Source organism: Massilia antarctica (assembly GCF_015689335.1).
GTDB classification, from domain to species: Bacteria; Pseudomonadota; Gammaproteobacteria; order Burkholderiales; family Burkholderiaceae_D; genus Telluria_A; species Telluria_A antarctica.
In genome coordinates, this window is record NZ_CP065053.1 from 6,091,597 (window position 1) to 6,108,665 (window position 17,069).

Annotated in this window: 18 protein-coding genes; 2 read left to right on the forward strand and 16 right to left on the reverse strand. The window is 62.7% G+C overall.

Annotated features, from left to right (window positions below; genetic code table 11):
• The first annotated feature begins 33 nt into the window (after positions 1-33).
• Positions 34-261 (forward strand): hypothetical protein, encoded by a 228-nt coding sequence (locus tag IV454_RS26725; RefSeq protein ID WP_206088637.1) that lies wholly within the window; start codon positions 34-36, stop codon positions 259-261.
• Between the two features lie 143 nt (positions 262-404).
• Entirely contained in the window at positions 405-1,175 is a 771-nt protein-coding gene (locus IV454_RS26730) for a substrate-binding periplasmic protein (protein ID WP_206088638.1), read from the forward strand.
• Positions 1,176-1,250: 75 nt separating this feature from the next.
• Here IV454_RS26730 and IV454_RS26735 read toward each other — a convergent pair whose 3' ends face one another.
• The 16 genes from IV454_RS26735 to tsf form a co-directional block, all read right to left on the reverse strand.
• Positions 1,251-2,450 (reverse strand): EAL domain-containing response regulator, encoded by a 1,200-nt coding sequence (locus IV454_RS26735; protein ID WP_206088639.1) that lies wholly within the window; start codon positions 2,448-2,450, stop codon positions 1,251-1,253.
• A gap of 78 nt (positions 2,451-2,528) precedes the next feature.
• A complete protein-coding gene (locus IV454_RS26740; protein ID WP_054262903.1) occupies positions 2,529-3,317 on the reverse strand; it encodes a TrmH family RNA methyltransferase in 789 nt (262 codons plus the stop codon).
• Positions 3,314-4,000 (reverse strand): ribonuclease HII, encoded by a 687-nt coding sequence (gene rnhB / locus IV454_RS26745; protein ID WP_206088640.1) that lies wholly within the window; start codon positions 3,998-4,000, stop codon positions 3,314-3,316. The genes IV454_RS26740 and rnhB overlap by 4 nt, the downstream gene beginning before the upstream one ends.
• Complete coding sequence (gene lpxB, locus IV454_RS26750; protein ID WP_282961376.1) at positions 3,997-5,190, reverse strand: lipid-A-disaccharide synthase; 1,194 nt, start codon at positions 5,188-5,190, stop codon at positions 3,997-3,999. The genes rnhB and lpxB overlap by 4 nt, the downstream gene beginning before the upstream one ends.
• Positions 5,174-5,962 carry an acyl-ACP--UDP-N-acetylglucosamine O-acyltransferase gene (gene lpxA, locus IV454_RS26755; protein WP_206088642.1) on the reverse strand — a complete coding sequence of 263 codons (789 nt, stop codon included), beginning with the start codon at positions 5,960-5,962 and terminating at the stop codon, positions 5,174-5,176. Before lpxA ends, lpxB begins: the two co-directional genes overlap by 17 nt.
• Complete coding sequence (gene fabZ, locus IV454_RS26760) at positions 5,963-6,463, reverse strand: 3-hydroxyacyl-ACP dehydratase FabZ (RefSeq protein WP_054262906.1); 501 nt, start codon at positions 6,461-6,463, stop codon at positions 5,963-5,965.
• A 7-nt stretch (positions 6,464-6,470) separates the two neighbouring features.
• On the reverse strand, positions 6,471-7,520 hold the full coding sequence (gene lpxD / locus IV454_RS26765) for a UDP-3-O-(3-hydroxymyristoyl)glucosamine N-acyltransferase (protein WP_206088643.1): 1,050 nt from the start codon (positions 7,518-7,520) through the stop codon (positions 6,471-6,473).
• Positions 7,521-7,552: 32 nt separating this feature from the next.
• Complete coding sequence (locus IV454_RS26770; RefSeq protein ID WP_054262908.1) at positions 7,553-8,068, reverse strand: OmpH/Skp family outer membrane protein; 516 nt, start codon at positions 8,066-8,068, stop codon at positions 7,553-7,555.
• Positions 8,069-8,109: 41 nt separating this feature from the next.
• Entirely contained in the window at positions 8,110-10,443 is a 2,334-nt protein-coding gene (gene bamA, locus IV454_RS26775) for an outer membrane protein assembly factor BamA (RefSeq protein WP_206088644.1), read from the reverse strand.
• 17 nt (positions 10,444-10,460) lie between these two features.
• Entirely contained in the window at positions 10,461-11,855 is a 1,395-nt protein-coding gene (gene rseP, locus IV454_RS26780; protein ID WP_206088645.1) for an RIP metalloprotease RseP, read from the reverse strand.
• Complete coding sequence (gene ispC, locus IV454_RS26785; protein WP_206088646.1) at positions 11,852-13,033, reverse strand: 1-deoxy-D-xylulose-5-phosphate reductoisomerase; 1,182 nt, start codon at positions 13,031-13,033, stop codon at positions 11,852-11,854. Before ispC ends, rseP begins: the two co-directional genes overlap by 4 nt.
• A gap of 44 nt (positions 13,034-13,077) precedes the next feature.
• A complete protein-coding gene (locus IV454_RS26790; protein ID WP_206088647.1) occupies positions 13,078-13,911 on the reverse strand; it encodes a phosphatidate cytidylyltransferase in 834 nt (277 codons plus the stop codon).
• Positions 13,911-14,663: a polyprenyl diphosphate synthase gene (gene uppS / locus IV454_RS26795; protein ID WP_206088648.1), complete on the reverse strand. Its 753-nt coding sequence runs from the start codon at positions 14,661-14,663 to the stop codon at positions 13,911-13,913. Before uppS ends, IV454_RS26790 begins: the two co-directional genes overlap by 1 nt.
• A gap of 89 nt (positions 14,664-14,752) precedes the next feature.
• A complete protein-coding gene (frr, locus tag IV454_RS26800) occupies positions 14,753-15,313 on the reverse strand; it encodes a ribosome recycling factor (protein ID WP_054262914.1) in 561 nt (186 codons plus the stop codon).
• A 27-nt stretch (positions 15,314-15,340) separates the two neighbouring features.
• Positions 15,341-16,057: a UMP kinase gene (pyrH, locus tag IV454_RS26805; protein WP_054262915.1), complete on the reverse strand. Its 717-nt coding sequence runs from the start codon at positions 16,055-16,057 to the stop codon at positions 15,341-15,343.
• Positions 16,058-16,159: 102 nt separating this feature from the next.
• Positions 16,160-17,068 carry a translation elongation factor Ts gene (gene tsf, locus IV454_RS26810; RefSeq protein ID WP_054262916.1) on the reverse strand — a complete coding sequence of 303 codons (909 nt, stop codon included), beginning with the start codon at positions 17,066-17,068 and terminating at the stop codon, positions 16,160-16,162.
• Position 17,069: the final 1 nt, after the last annotated feature.

Sequence of the window (17,069 nt, forward strand, 5' to 3'; positions counted from 1 at the left end):
CTTCCATGACGTGAACCCACCTGTGAAAAGCCGGTGCGCAGGCGCCAGCCACTGCGCCACATCCAGGAGCTGCGGGCAGGCTCCAAGGCGCTGTCAGCCCCACAAAAAAATATTGTTATTGAACAACTATTTTCTCTTTCGCTCTCTTCTTCTGCCGCCTGTGCCGCAGAGCGCGGCCCTGCGTCGCACGCCTTGCACGAGTGGCTGCCGCATGAAAATGCGTTTCATAAAGTGAAGAAAGAGTTGACCCATGCTGAATAAAGCATTTCAATGGGGCATGCGTCGGACGACATCGCCGGCACCAGGCTTTGCAAGCCACGTTCGTCCGGATGGCCAACTGATCCGACGCGCACCCGGCCCCCCGATGCGCATGGCGTCGCCTTTACGCGCCGAACGAGCAGACGATGAATAAACTCGCAGCACTATGGCTCGTCATTTGCCTAAGCCTGGCCGGATCCGCGTGTGCGGGTAATCTGCTGGCGGTAAAGCAAGGCAACCGTCCGCCATTTTCGTTTCGTGACGCGCAAGGCAAAGCCACGGGCATCGAAGTCGATGTGGTGGTCGAAGCGCTGCGGCGCGCCGGACGCGGCGTCACCTTCCACGAAGCGCCCAACGTACGGTTGCTGGCTTTCGTCAAGGGCGACGGTATCGACCTTGCAGTGAGCGTACGCGGCAGCGATGGCGATGGCACCTACTTCTCGGACGAGTTCATCCGGTACGAGAACGTCGCCATTTCGCGCCGGAACAGGCACATCGTGCTCCACGCCATCCCCGATCTCGACGATTACACCTTTGCCATTTGGCAAAATGGATGGCGCGATCTGGGCCCAGACTTCCAGGCGCGCTACCGGCCCAGCGCCGATGGACGGTTTCCTGCCAACTATTTTCAGCCGGCCAACCAGAATGCCCAGAACCGCATGTTCTGGGTCGGCAGGGTCGATCTGATCATCGTCGACAAGAAAGTCTTTGAGTGGTACCGCAAGCAATTCAGTGCCGAATTCAATACCCGGGTGGAACTCGACTACCATCCGATTTTCGCTGCGACCACCGGGTTTCAGGTCGCGTTTCGCAACCGCGAGGTACGCGACGCTTTCAACCGGGCGCTTCATGCCATGCGCGAAGACGGCAGCTACGACGACATTGTCGCGCGCTACGGCATGGCGCAGTCGCCGTAGCGCGCCCGGCCGCGGCATACGCCCACGCCGCCGGTTCCACGCGCTGGGAACAGAAGGACACGGCTTATCGCTGCGCTAGAAGAACTGGCGCCAGTCCGCCAGCCAGTCCGGAAAGCGCTCCGCTTCCATCGGTCGCGCAATGTGGTGGCCCTGCGCGTAGGTGCAGCCCAGACCCTGCAAAAAATCCCAATCCTGGCGTGTCTCGACCCCGACCGCGCAGGATTTGCGGTCCAGGCTGCGCGCCAGTCCCAGGCAGGAACTGAGCACCGTGGCCAGCGAGCGCTTGCGCGAGGCGCCGTCGACAAAGCTGCGGTCGATCTTCAGTTCCGAAAACGGCACGCGCGCGAGCTGCTGCACGTTCGAGCGCCCGGTGCCGTAGTCGTCCACAGCCAGGCCGTAACCCATCATGCGCAGGCGCAGCAGCCGCTCCAGGAAGCTCGGGTCGTTGGTCAGCACCGCCGATTCGGGCAGCTCGAAGGTGAGCAGCGACGGCGCAACGCCGTGGCGGTCGGTGCACACTTTGACCTGGCGCAGGAAATCGGGGTGGCCGATCGTTTCGGCCGACAGATTGAGCGATATCGCGCTTGGCATGCCCTTGTCCAACAACACGCGGCACTGCTCGACCGAGCGCTCGATCATGGTCCAGTCGAGAAAATCGATGCGGTGGTTCTGTTCCAGCGCATCGATAAAGGCCGCCGGCCCCAGCACGCCGTGCTCCGGGTGGCGCCAGCGCGCGAACACTTCCAGGCCCTTCACCTCGCCGCTGGCCAGTTCGATCTTAGGCTGGAAAAACGGTTCGAACTGGCGCGCCTGCAAGCCCTCGCCCACGTCGGCGAAGCTGAAACGCGGCAGCACGCGGCGCTCCAGCACCGGCGCGGCCGGCGGCGTGTAGTGCGACAGCACCGCTTCGAGGTGGCCGCTGCTGAGCGGCTTGGGGATGGTGCCGAGCAGGTCGAGGCCATAGGCCAGCGCCAGGCTTTCGACCGAAAACAGCAGGCTGGCATGGCAGTCGCCGGTGATGATGGCGCGCGTGCCGGCATTGAGCACGGTGATGTCGCGTATCAGTTCCAAGCCGTCGCGCCCGGACAGCGCCAGGTCGATGATGGCGATATCGATCGGCGGACCGGCCGGCGCCTCGATGCAGCGCAGCGCCGTTTCGCCGTCCGGCGCCGCGCTGATGCGGGTGGCGCCGAGGCGGCCGAGCATGTCGATCAGGGTCTGGCGCTGCGCCTGATCGGCGTGCGCAACCAGGAAGTGCAAGTGGGCGATGTCCATCATACCTCCGCTAAGTTCCGGTATTGACATTACCCCGACAACCCTAGGTCGTCTATGCTCTCAAGAAACTGTTTCGCCTTAGTTTGATTGAATCTGCCTCAACTGTTCAAAAAAACAGACAGCTGCACACGCCGCCACGTTGAGCGACTCGATCTGGCCCAGGTGCGGAATCACGACTTGATGCGTTGCCAACGCCAGCAAATCGTGCGCCACGCCCTGCCCTTCGTGTCCAAGCAGCCAGGCCACGGGGCGCGCCAGGTCGACGTCGTACAGGCGCTCGGTGGCGTAGCCGCTGGTGGCCAGCACGGGAATGGCGCAAGCCTTCACCAGCTCGGCCAGGTCGACGTTTTCATGGATGTCGACCACGAAATGCGCGCCCATGGCCGCGCGCAGCACCTTGGGCGACCAGCAAAAGGCCGTGCCGCTGCTGCAGTAGACCTGGGTGATGCCGGCCGCCGCCGCGCTGCGCAGGATCGAACCGACGTTGCCCGGGTCTTGCAGGTTGTCCAGCAGGACCGCCGATGCCGTGAGTACGCCCGGCGCATCCAGCACCGGGGTGGCGATCAGGAACATCAACCCGACGCCGTGTTCGACCTGGCTCAGGGCGTTGTACAGCGCATCCGGCATGGCGGTGGCATGGGCATGCGCGCTCTCGCACTGCATGACGATATCGGCCACTTCCGGGTTGGCCAGCGCGCCTTCGGCGACGATGCAATGCAGCGGCGCGCCGCGCAGCTGCAGATACGACTGGCACAGATGCACGCCGTCGAGCAGGGTCTGGCCGGCCTTGCGCCGCGCCTGCGAACTGCCTGCGAGGTGCTTGAGGTCTTTATAGAGCGGATTATCGCGCGAGGTGATGGTTTTCATGCGGCCTCGCCGAAGTCGAACGACATGTCCATGCCGACGATGGTATTGGCCACCGACACCGGCAAGGTGGCGCGCACGGGCGCGAACGAGCGCCGATGCACCGGGCAGGCGCCGTGCTCGCGCAGGCGCTCCAGGTGCATGGCGGTGCCGTAGCCCTTGTGCTGGTCGAAGCCGTACTGGGGATAGAGTTCGTGCAGCGCCACCAAGGCGGCGTCGCGCGCGGTCTTGGCCAGGATCGAGGCGGCCGAAATCGCATGCACCTTGTCGTCGCCTTCGATGATCGGGTGGCAGCGGATCTGCATCACGGGGCTGCGGTTGCCGTCGATCAGGGCGATGGTGGGGATGGTCGACAAGGCTTCCACCGCGCGCCGCATGGCCAGCATGGTCGCCTGCAAAATATTGATGCTGTCGATTTCCTCGTGCGAGCATTCGGCGATCGCCCAGGCCAGCGCGTATTGCTTGATCTGCGGGGCCAGCGCCTCGCGTTTCTCGGCGCTGAGCTTCTTGGAGTCGCGCAGGCCCTCGATGGGGCGGTCCGGGTGCAGGATCACGGCGGCGGCGAACACCGGGCCGGCCAGCGGGCCGCGCCCCGCTTCGTCGACGCCGCAGACGATATCGTCAGGCGTGAACGGATAGGCGCTCTTTTTCAGGCCCGGGTAAAAATTGACTTTTTTGGTTCTCATGATGACTTTTTTGACGCCGCGATGACCCGCATGACGGCGGCCGCGCTTTCCTGCGCGCTGTTGCGCAGCAGGCTGTGGTGCATGTCGGTGAAGCGCTGCACCAGCAGCTTGCGGTTGGCCACGTTGTTAAGTTGCTCCCACATTGCGTCGGCCAGCTTGTCCGGCGTGACGTCATGCTGCAGAATTTCCGGCACCAGGAATTCGCGCGCCAGGATGTTCGGCAGCCCGATCCACGGCTGGTAACCCATGTGGCGCATGATCTCGTAGGAGGCGCGCATGACTTTGTAGGCGATCGCCATCGGTTTTTTAAACAGCGCCACTTCCAGGGTCGCCGTGCCGGAAGCGACCAGCACCGCATCGGCGGCGGCAATCGCCTCGTGCGAGCGGCCGTCGAGCAGGTCGATGCGCACATCCTGCAAGCCGGCCTTGGCGATCAGCTCGGTGAAATACTGGCGCTGGCGTTCGCCCGCCATCGGCGCGACGAAACGCAGCTCCGGGTCGCGCGCGGCCAGCAGCTTGACCGCGCCGACAAACGGCTCGGCCAGGTATTTGAGTTCGCCCATGCGGCTGCCCGGCATGAGCGCGATCACGCGCGCGTCGAGCGGCATGCCGAGCGCAGTGCGCGCCGCCGCCACGTCAGGCTCCATGGGAATCAGTTCGGCCAGCGGATGGCCGATGTAGGTGCACGGCACGCCGGCCTTGCGGTAGATCTCTTCCTCGAACGGGAAGATCACCAGCATGTGCGAGACGGCCTTGATGATCTTTTTGATGCGCCCGCCGCGCCAGGCCCAGATTTGCGGGCTGACGAAGTGCACGGTCGGAATCCCGGCTTCCTTGAGCTGGAGTTCCAGCCCGAGGTTAAAGCCCGGGTAGTCGGCGCCGATGAACACGTCCGGGCGCTCGGCCAGCAGGCGGTCGCGCAGCGCGTTCTGGATGCCCTTGATTTCGCGGTAGCGCGGAATGATCTCGAACAGGCCGCGCACGGTCAGGCGGTCCATCTCGATGTCCGACACAAAACCCTGTTCGGCCATGCGCGGACCGCCGATGCCATGGAAGCGCGCCCCCGGAAGATGGGGCGCGAGGCCGGCCAGCAGGCGCGCGGCGAGCATGTCGCCGGAGACCTCGCCCGCTACCAGGGCCACGGATGCGGCAGCCGACGCGCCGCGCCCTGAATCAGCGGACAATGCCACGGGACGCGCTGCCCAGGAAAGCGAGCATGGCGCCGATGTCGGCGGCCGCATCGGGCGACTGGTGCTGCTGGTCGACCAGGGCCGCCTTGGCCGCTTCCAGGGTCATGCCGGAGCGGTAAATCAGCTTGTAGGCCGCGCGCACGCCGTCGATCTGCGGCCGGGTGAAGCCGCGCCGCTTCATGCCTTCGATGTTGACGCCATGGGCGGACGCCGGATTGCCCGACACGAGCACGAACGGCGGCACGTCCTGCGTGAGACTGGTGTACATGCCGATGAAGGCATGCGCGCCGATCTTGCAGAACTGGTGCACGCCGGCGAAGCCGGACAGGATCGCCCAGTCGCCCACTTCCACGTGCCCGGCCAACTGGGCGTTGTTCGAGAAGATCGTGTTGCTGCCGACCTGGCAATCGTGCGCCAGGTGGCAGTAGGCCGAAATCCAGTTGTCGTTGCCCAGGCGGGTGACGCCTTCGTCCTGCACGGTGCCGGTGTTGAAGGTGCAGAATTCGCGCACCGTGTTGCGGTCGCCCACTTCCAGGCGGGTCGGCTCGCCATCCCATTTCTTGTCTTGCGGCGGTGCGCCGATCGAGGAAAACTGGAAGAACTTGTTGTCCTTGCCGATCGTGGTGTGGCCTTCGATGACCACGTGCGGACCGACCACCGTACCGGCGCCGATCGACACATGCGGGCCGATGATCGAAAAGGCGCCGACTTCGACACTGCTGTCCAACTGCGCGCGCGGATCGACAATGGCGCTGGGGTGAATCGTGGCCATTTAGTTCCCCATCGGCTGGCTCGCGTCGCTCGCGCTGCGGATGGTGCACATCAGTTCCGCTTCGAGGGCGATGGCGCCATCGACGCTGCCGACCGCCTTGTACTTCCAGATGCCGCGCGAGCAGCGAATGATCTCGATATCCATGCGCAGCTGGTCGCCAGGACCGACCGGACGCTTGAAGCGCGCGTTGTCGATGCCGACGAAATAGACCACCGAATTGGCGTCCGGTTTCACGCCGATCGACATGAACGACAGGATCGCCGCGGTCTGCGCCATCGCTTCGATCATCAAGACACCAGGCATCACCGGCTTGTGCGGGAAGTGGCCGTTGAAGAATTCCTCGTTGGCGGTGACGTTCTTGATCGCGCTGATGGATTTGTGCGCTTCCCAGTCCAGCACGCGGTCCACCAGCAGCATCGGATAGCGGTGCGGCAGGTATTCCTTGATCTGGCAGATGTCGAGGGTCTTGCCGGGTACGCCTTTGTTATCGGTAATGGTCATATGTCTTCTATTTTTGTTCTGTGAGTGCCTTGACGGCTTTTTCGAGCGCGCGGATTTTTTCGCGCATCGACGTCAGGTTGCGCAGCAGGACGGCGTTCTTTTCCCAGTCGCTGTTCTTGGCGATCGGGTAGAAGCCCGTGTACTGGCCCGGTTCCTTGATCGAGTTGGCCACCAGGCTGCCGGCGGTGACGTACACCTTGTCGACGATGGTGATGTGGCCCGAGACCATGGCGGCGCCGCCGAAGGTGCAGTATTTGCCGATGGTGGCGCTGCCGGCCACGCCGACGCAGCCGGCCATGGCGGTGTGCGCGCCGATATGGCAGTTATGGCCGATCTGGATCAGGTTATCGAGCTTGACGCCGTCTTCGATGATGGTGTCGGCCATGGCGCCGCGGTCGACCGTGGTGTTGGCGCCGATGTCGACATCGTCGCCGATGATCACCCTTCCGGTCTGCGGAATCTTGATGTACACGCCGCCTTCATTGGCGAAGCCGAAGCCGTCGGTGCCGATCACGGCGCCCGAATGGATGATGCCGCGCTTGCCGATCTGGCAGCGCGCATGGAAGGTGGCGTTCGCGAACAGGTGCGTGCCTTCGCCGATGACGGCGTCGCGCCCGACAAAGCTGCCGGCATCGATGACGGCGTGCGCACCGATGACCGCGCCCGCTTCGATGGTCGCCTGCGGGCCGATATGCGCGCTCGGGTCGACTTTGGCGGTCGGGTGCACGCTGGCGCTCGGGTCGATGCCGGCCGGCGCCACGATCGGATCGAGCGAGGCGAAATACTGGGCGGCGTAAGCGAAGTAGACGTGCGGGTTCTTGGCGACGATGCGCGCGCCCTGGTAAGTCGCGCCGACGATCTCGTCGTCCGCGCTTGATACGATCATGGCCGCCGCGCCGCTCTGCGCGGCCTGGGCCCGCAGTTTGCTGTTGCTCAGATAACTGATGTGCGAAACGCCTGCGTCAGCCAATGGCGCGACCCCGGATACCTCGGTATTCGGGTCGCCAATCAGCTGTCCTCCCAAGCGTTCGACCAATTCACCTAGTCGAGTGCCCATCTTTTGATTCCTGTCTTGAGTTGTGATAGTCGTTACTTGTCGAGCAGCTTGAGGATCTTGTCCGTGATATCGATGCGCGGGCTGGTCCAGGCCGATTCCTGCAGCACGATATCGAGCTTTTCCTCTTCGGCGATCTGTTCGATCAGCTTGCCCGCCTTTTGCGCGATATTGCCGCGTTCTTCGCTCTTGCGCTGGATCAGGTCTTCGCGGAACTCGCGCTGGGTGCGCTGCACGTCCTTTTCCAGATCGAGCAGTTCGCGCGCGCGCCGCGTGCGTTCGAGTTCGGGCAGGTTGGGCGCGTCGGTCTCGAACTTCGCTTCCATCGACTTAAAGCGCGTCACCGAATCCTGAATGGACTTCTGGCGCTTCGAGAACTCGGCTTCGATCTTGGCGTCGGCGGCCTTGGCCAGTTTCGACTCGGTCATCAGGCGTTCGGTGAAAACAAAGCCGATCCTGCTCGGCGCGTTTTGCGCCTGGGCCAGCGAGCATGCGCACAAAGCCAGCAAGGCGAGGTGCTTGGGCCAGGAGGCAGTCACAGTGTTCAACATAGTTCTCCGCAATCTAAAAGGGAAACGCTCGCGTGGCGCGATCAGAAACCGGTACCCATCTGGAACTGGAAGCGTTCCAGGCGATCGCCAGGTTTCGCGTTCAAAGGCTTAGCATAACTCAACTTGAGCGGACCGACCGGCGAAATCCAGCTCACGCCCAAGCCGGCCGAGTAACGCAATTCGTTCAAGCGGATTTTCTGCTCTTCGCTGTAGACCTGGCCGGCGTCGGCAAAGCCGAACCAGCGCAGGCTGCGGTCGGCGCCGCTGCCCGGGAATGGCATCTGCAGTTCGGCATTGCCGATGATGCGCTTGGCGCCGCCGACAGCGTCGTTGTTGCGGTCGACCACGCCGAGCGAGGAGCTCAGGTAACCGCGCACCGAACCGATGCCGCCGCCGTAGAAATTCTTGAAGACCGGGTACGGGCTTTTCCGGATGCCGTGGCCATAATCGAATTCGCCGCGCAGCGCCAGGGTGATCTTGTTGGTGATCGGACGGTACCATTCCTGGTTGTAGACCGCGCGGTAGTATTTGGTGTCGCCGACCAGGTCCAGTTCGAGGTTGACCCGCTGGTAGCGGCCAGCCGATGGCGTGATGGCGCTGTCGCGGCTGTCGCGCTGCCAGGCGGCAGTGAACGGCAAAGCGTTGGTGGTGGCGCTGCCGATGCCGCTCTCGGTGCCGTTGATCTGGCGCACATATTCCAGGTAGCGGGTCGGGCTGGTGGCATCGGTGTCGATGGTGGTGCGTTCCAGGCCCACGCCGAAGTACACGGTGTCGGTTTCGGAGAACGGCACGCCGTAGCTCACGCGGCCACCGGTTTGCTTGACCTTGTAGGTACCGATGTTGAGCGCCGGCGGGTTCAGGGTACGCAGGTACAGCTCGAACTGCTGCGACACGCCGTCTTCGGTAAAGTAGGGATTGGTGTGCGAGAAGGCGATGGTGCGGCTGTATTTGCTCGTGTTCAGATCGATGCCGACCGTGTTGCCGCTACCGGCAAAGTTGGCCTGCTGGATCGACGCGGTGAAGGTGAATTTTTCCGCCTGCGAGAACGAGCCGCCGATCAGGAAGTTACCGGTCGGTTTTTCGGTCACGGTCAGGTTGACGTCGACCTGGTCGGAAGTGCCCTGCGCTTCCGGCGTGTCGATGGTCACGTCCTTGAAGTAGCCGAGGCGGTCGACACGGTCGCGCGACATCTTGATCTTGTTGCCGTCGTACCAGGAACCCTCGAACTGGCGGAACTCGCGCCGGATGACTTCATCGCGCGTGGTGGTATTGCCGGCGATGTTCATGCGGCGCACGTAAGCGCGCTTGCCCGGATCGACAAAGAAGGTGAATGCGACTTCGCGCTTTTCGCGGTTGATTTCCGGGTTGGCGTTGACGTTGGCGAAGGCATAGCCGAAGGTTCCCATGCGGTCCGAAATGAGCTTATTACTGGCCGTGAGCAGTTCGCCCGAATAGGTCTGGCCCACGCGCAGGCGCACCAGTTCCTTGAGCTCTTCCTCGCGCCCGAACATTTCGCCTTCGAGCTTGATGCCGGAGACGGTGTACTTCTCGCCTTCGGTGATGTTGATGGTCAGGTAGATGTCTTTTTTGTCGGGCGTGATCGAGACCTGGGTCGATTCCACGTTCGCTTCCAGGTAGCCGCGGTTCAGGTAGAACGACTTGATCGACTCGATGTCGCCGGTCAGCTTGGTCTTGGAATACTGGTCGGCCTTGGTGTACCAGGTGAACCAGCCGGAGGTACCGAGCTGCAGGACTTCGCGCAAGTCCTTGTCCGAGAAGGTCTTGTTGCCGACGATGCTGATCTGCTTGATGCGCGCGACCTCGCCCTCGTCCACATTGAACATGACGGTCACGCGATTGCGTTCGATTGGCGTGACGGTGGTGGTGATCTTGACGCCGTACAGGCCGTGCGACAGGTACTGGCGCTTGAGCTCCTGCTCGGCGCGGTCGACCGAAGCCTTGTCGAAAATCTTGGTCTCGCCGACGCCGATTTCCTTGAGCGCCTTGACCAGCACGTCCTTTTCGAATTCCTTGGTGCCGGTGAAGTCCACGGTGGCGATCGCCGGGCGTTCCTCGACCAGCACGACCAGTACGCCCTTTTCTTCTTCCAGGCGCACGTCCTTGAAGAAGCCGGTGGCGTACAGCGCCTTGATGGCGGCGATGCTCTTTTCATCGTTGAACGTTTCGCCCACGCGCACCGGCAGGTAGCTGAACACGGTGCCGGCTTCGGTACGCTGGATGCCCTCGACCCGGATATCCTTGACCACGAACGGATTCACTGCAAGGGCTTGTCCGGCGCACAGCGCCAGGACGGCAGCGCCGATTAAGCTACGACGAAAGAAAGGCAAGGCAAAACGTTCAGAATTTAATTTCATTGGGGTTATTCAATGGGTCAATCGTTTGGACAACGTACATATGTATTCGCGGGAGGCGCAGGCGCCGGACGCAGCAGGCGCATCGTATCATTGAAGAGCGCCAGCGCCATCAGCATCACCAAAAACACGACGCCGGCGCGCTGCGCCAGCTCGACGATCCGGTCCGGCAGACGGCGCCCGGTCAAAACTTCCAGCGAATAATACAGCAAAAGACCACCGTCCAGAACCGGAATTGGTAACAGATTCATCACCCCCAGACTGACGCTGACGACGGCAATAAAGCTCAAAAATTCGATCGGTCCCATGCGCGCGGTCTTGCCGGCGTAGTCGGCAATCGTGACCACGCCGGTCAGATTGGCGAGCGACACCTGCCCGGTGACCATCTTGCCGATCATTTTCACGCTCATCACGCTTTGCTGCCAGGTCATCCTGGCGCCGGCCAGCACGGCGTCGGCCGGGCCGAGGGCGACCTTGACCATCTCGAACAAGGACAGCAATTCGGCATTGATGCGATAGCGATTAGTATCTTTATTCAATTCCGGTGTGACCGCCAGGGTCAGGGCGCGGCCATCGCGCTCGATCCCGAATTCGAGGGTGCGGCCGCACGATTGGGCGATCAAGGCCATCAGCGCGGCGCCATCGGCCAGCGGCTTGCCGTCGACCTTGACCACGCGGTCACCAGGGCGCATCCCTGCCCTGGCGGCCGGACCGGTGGCATCGGGAATCTTGCCGATCGAAACCGGCGCGCGGAACATGGAGATGCCGAGCTCGCCGAGCAGGTCGCCTTCGGCATCCTTGCCGGCCAGGGCGGCCGGCGCCAGGGTGGCGCTGTAGCGCGCCCCGCCCGGCTGGGCCGCGTCGAGGCGGACGCCGCCCTTGTCGAGCACCGCTTTCAGGACTTCCCAGCGCAGCTCGGTAAAGGTCGTCACCGGCACGCCGTTGACACCGACAATGCGGTCGCCTCCGCGCAGGCCGGCCTGGAAGGCGGGTGTGGTCTCGGCCATGGCGCGCACGCGGGTGCCCACCTCGTCCATGCCCACCATATAGAGACCGCCGAACACGGCGATAGCCAGCAGGAAGTTGGCGACCGGGCCGGCCGCCACGATGGCGATGCGCTGCCACACGTTCTTGCGCGTGTATTCGCGGGCCTGGTCGGCTTCGGTGGTGGCGCGGGTGTCCGGATCGCGGTCGTCCAGCATGCGCACATAGCCGCCCAGCGGGAGCATGGAAATGACCCACTCGGTCTGGTCGGCCCCGAAACGGCGCGACCAGATGACCTTGCCGAAGCCGAGCGAGAAGCGCAGCACCTTGACGCCGCACAGGCGGGCCACCGTGTAGTGACCCAGTTCGTGAAAAATGATCAGCGGTCCCAGCGAACACAGAAACGCCAGGAGGGTGGTGAAGAACGTCATCTGGCCAGGCCGGCGACGATGCTGCCGGCGGCGGCGCGGGCGCGCGCATCGCACGCCATCACGGCGCCGATGCTGCTGGCCGCTTCATGCGGGTTCTCGTGCATGACGCGCGCGATCACCCTGTCGATGTCGCGAAAGCCGATGCGGCGCTCCAGGAAAGCTTGCACCGCCACTTCGTTGGCCGCGTTGAGCAGGGCCGGCGCGGTGCCGCCCGCTTCAAGCGACTCGAAGGCCAGCGCCAGGCAGGGAAAGCGCGCAAAATCGGGCTTGTAAAATTGCAGGGTGCCAATGCTGGTCAGGTCGAGCTGGGCCACGCCGGACTCTATGCGCTCGGGAAATGCGAGGGCGTTGGCGATCGGGGTGCGCATGTCGGGGTTGCCCAGTTCGGCGATGACGGAGCCATCCACATAGGACACCATCGAATGGATCACGCTTTGCGGATGGATCACCACCTCGATCAGCGCGGCGGGCGCGCCGAACAGCCAGTGCGCCTCGATCACTTCCAGGCCCTTGTTCATCATGGTGGCCGAGTCGACCGAAATCTTGCGCCCCATGACCCAGTTCGGGTGCTTGCAGGCTTCGTCGGGGGTGACATGTTCGAGCGTCTCGACCGCGCGGTTCAGGAACGGGCCGCCCGAGGCGGTCAGGAGGATCTTGGCCACGCCGGCCGCGCCGGGCTGGCGCGCATACGATTGCGGCAGGGACTGGAAAATCGCATTGTGCTCGCTATCGATCGGCAGCAAGGTGGCGCCGTGCTCGTGCACCGCATCCATGAACAACTGGCCGGACATGACCAGCGCTTCCTTGTTCGCGAGCAAAATCTTCTTGCCAGCACGGGCCGCTGCCAGGGTCGGGGCCAGGCCGGCGGCGCCGACGATGGCGGCCATCACGGTGTCGGTGTCGGCGCTGGCGGCGATCGAACACAGGGCCGCTTCGCCGTGTTCGACCTGGGTGCGCAGGTCGCGCTCGCGCAGCAGGACGGTCAGGCGGGCGGCGGCATCGGCACTACCGACCACGGCGCGCGCCGGACGGAAGCGCGCGCACTGCTCGGCCAGCTCTTCCACTTTCGAATGCGCGCTGAGCGCATACACTTGGTATTGATCGGGGTGACGTGCAAGCACGTCCAGGGTGGACACGCCAATCGAACCGGTCGCGCCTAGAATGGTGATGCGTTGCATAATTTTATACTTTCAAGCGACTTTCAAGCGACTTTCAGCGTCTTTCAGAGCAGCCCGGTATGGATCAGGGCCGCGAGCGGCAGCACCGGGATCAGGGCATCGATCCGGTCGAGCACGCCGCCATGGCCCGGCAGCAGCTTGCTGCTGTCCTTGACGCCGGCGCGGCGCTTGAGCTGGGATTCGAACAGGTCGCCGACCACGCTGGCGGCGACGATCACCACCAGTACCGCCAGCGCACCGGCCCAGCCCAATTTGGCCTGGAGGGCGACGGCGAAGGTGTCGGCCAGCACGGGACCGCCGAACAGGATCGAGGCGCTGGCGATCAGCAGCACGGCGATGCCGCCGCCGATGGCGCCTTCCCACGATTTGCCGGGCGAAATCGAGGGCGCCAGCTTGCGCTTGCCGAAGGCCTTGCCCGAGAAGTAAGCGCCGATGTCGGCAATCCAGACCAAGGCCAGCACCGACAGCAGGTACACCGCCGAGTGCTTGAAGAACACCACGATGGCGGCAAAACACGCCACGATGGTGATCGCATACATGGTGGCCAGCATGGTGTTGCGCCCGCCTTCGGCCGGCGGCAGGCCGGTCTTGAGCGAGGGCACGAAACGGAATAGCCACAGCAGGGTCGACAAGCCGAACCAGAACTTGACGGCGCTGTTATCGCGGTACAGGAAGGCGTAGGCAAAGGCCGCGCTCCAGAACAGGGCGACCAGGAAGGCTTGCTTGCGCGACGACTTGAACAGCTGAAAGCTTTCGGTGACAGCGGCCGTGAGGAACAGCAGCACCACCGCGGCGAAGGCGGGGTAATAGCCGCCGAACAGCACCCCCAGCAAGACGACAAGCAAGACGACGGCGGTGATGATCCGGGTAATTAGCATCAGCTTTTCTTTTCAGCCAGTTGATCGCCCGTGCGCCCGAAGCGGCGCTCGCGGCTTTGATAGGACGCGATGGCCGCGTCCAGGGACTCGATCGAAAAATCGGGCCAGTAAGTGTCGGTGAAATACAGTTCCGAATAGGCCAGTTGCCACAGCAGGAAATTGGAAATGCGCTCTTCCCCGCCGGTGCGGATGAACAGGTCGGGCTCGGGCGCGTAGGCCATGGCCAGGTGCCTGGCCAACTGCTCTTCGCTAAAACTGCTCAGGCCCGGATTGGCGGCCACCATCTTGCTGCTCGCTTGCATGATGTCCCAGCGGCCGCCGTAATTGGCGCAGATCGTCACCGTCAGACGCGTATTGTTGGCGGTGCGGCGCTCGGCCGAGGCGATCATATCTTGCAGCTTGGAATCGAAACGCGACAAATCGCCTACGACTTTCAGGCGAATATTGTTCGCGTGCATCTTCGCCACTTCCCTTTCGAGCGCGGTGACGAACAGGCGCATCAGAAGCGACACTTCTTCTTCGGGGCGACGCCAGTTTTCGGACGAAAAGGCGAACAGGGTGAGGTACTCGATGCCGCGCTGGATGCAAGCTTCCACGCAGCCGCGCACGGCTTCGACACCCTTGACGTGGCCAGCCACGCGCGGCAAGAAGCGCTTGGTGGCCCAGCGGCCGTTGCCGTCCATGATGATGGCCACATGGCGCGGCACGCGGGCTACTTCGGGTACTGCTGTCGTCGAACTTTTATAGATCATAAATCCAGACTATCTAGAACAAATGCATGGGAAGCGGACGCTTGGGTCCACCTCCGCGTGGGCAGACCCTGCCTTCGCGTCCTCTTACTCTACACCGTCAGGACTTCTTTTTCTTTTTCAGCAACCAGTTTATCGACATCGATAACGAACTTGTCTGTCAGTTTCTGGATTTCTTCGGATGCACGACGCTCGTCATCTTCCGAGCACGCCTTGTCCTTGACCAGCTTTTTCAGCGATTCGTTGGCATCGCGGCGGATGTTGCGGATCGCGATCTTGGCATCTTCCGCCTCGCTCTTGACCAGCTTGACCATTTCCTTGCGGCGTTCCTCGGTCAGCGGCGGAGTCGGCACGCGGATCATGTCGCCCTGCGACGATGGATTCAGACCGAGGTCGGCATCGCGGATGGCTTTTTCGACCGTGGTCAGCATCTTCTTTTCCCACGGCTGCACGCCGATGGTGCGGGCGTCGATCAGGGTCACGTTGGCGATCTGGGTCAGCGCCGTGGCCGAACCGTAGTAATCGACCATGACGTGATCGAGGATGCCGGTGTGGGCGCGGCCGGTGCGGACCTTGCCCAGGTCGGCCTTGAGGGTGTCGATCGACTTGTTCATGCGCTCTTGCGCGTTTTTCTTGACGTCAGCGATAGTCATGCTGCTCTCCTGTAGCTCTGAATGATATTAAACGTGTACCAGTGTACCTTCGTCTTCGCCCATGATCACGCGTTTGAGCGCGCCCGGCTTGACGATGGAAAACACCTTGATCGGCAGCTTCTGGTCGCGGCACAGCGCGAACGCGGTCGCATCCATCACCTGCAAGTGCTTGGAAATGGCTTCGTCGAAAGTGATCGACTCGTAGCGCGTGGCGTTCGGGTCCTTTTTCGGGTCGGCGGTGTAGACACCGTCGACCTTGGTGGCCTTGAGCACGATTTCGGCACTGATTTCCGAACCGCGCAAGGCGGCGGCGGTATCCGTGGTGAAGAAGGGATTGCCGGTGCCGGCGGCGAACACGACGACCTTGCCTTCTTCCAGGTATTGCAGCGCTTTCGGGCGCACGTAAGGCTCGACCACCTGCTCGATGGCGATGGCCGACATGACGCGGGCGACGATGCCGACGTGGCGCATGGCGTCGGCCAGGGCCAGCGCGTTCATCACGGTGGCCAGCATGCCCATGTAATCGGCGGTGGCGCGGTCCATGCCCTGGGCGCCGGGAGCGACGCCGCGGAAGATGTTGCCGCCGCCAATGACGACGGCCAGTTCCACACCAAGGTTCGCTACTTCCGCGACATCGGCGACCATGCGCTCGATCGTGGCGCGGTTGATGCCGTATGGATCATCGCCCATCAGTGCTTCGCCAGACAATTTCAGGAGTACGCGTTTGTAGGCTGGTTTCGACATGGGGGTGGGCTCCAAAAAATGACGGTTTGTATTCGGTCTTGCCGTGCGCACACTTTCATGTGCACAGATTAAAAAAACGGGCCTTCCGGCCCGCTTTCACACTTACTGCTTGTTAGCAGCCATTTGCGCCGCAACCTCTGCAGCGAAATCGTCTTGCTTTTTCTCGATGCCTTCACCAACAACATACATCGTGAATGCTTTCACGGTGGTGTTTTTTTCTTTCAGCATCTGTTCGATCGACTGCTTGTCGTTCTTCACGAATGCCTGGTTCAGCAGCGAGACTTCTTTCAGGTACTTCTGGATCGAGCCTTCCAGGCGCTTGGCCAGGATTTCCGGCGACTGCACCGGCTTGCCTTCGGCAACGGCTTTGTCCGCATCTTCCTGAGCTTTCAGGGCAGCGACCGAACGCTCTTTTTCGATCAATTCGGCAGGCACCTGGTCCGACGACAGCGACACTGGCTTCATGGCAGCGATGTGCATGGCCAGGTCTTTACCGACTTGCTCGTCGGCGCCGTCGAAGTCGACCATCACGCCGATACGGCCGGAGTGCAGGTAGGAAGCGAGCTTGGCGGTGGTTTCGAAACGCTGGAAGCGGCGGATCGACATGTTTTCGCCGATTTTACCGATCAGGGCGCTACGCACTTCGTCCAGGGTCTTGCCGTCGAGCGGCAGGGCCAGCAGGGCGGCGACGTCGGCAGGGTTGTGTTCCGCGACCAAACGGGCAGCGTTGTTCGCCAGTGCCATGAACTCATCGTTCTTGGCAACGAAGTCGGTTTCGCTGTTAATTTCGAGCAGGGCGCCAATGCCACCGTTGATGTAAGCCGTGACCACGCCTTCGGCGGTGATACGCGAAGCGGCCTTGCCAGCCTTGGTACCCAGCTTGACGCGCAGGATTTCTTCGGCACGGCCCATGTCGCCTTCGGCTTCGGTCAGTGCTTTTTTGCATTCCATCATCGGTGCGTCGGTTTTCGCGCGCAGTTCGCCTACCATCGCTGCTGTAATCGCTGCCATG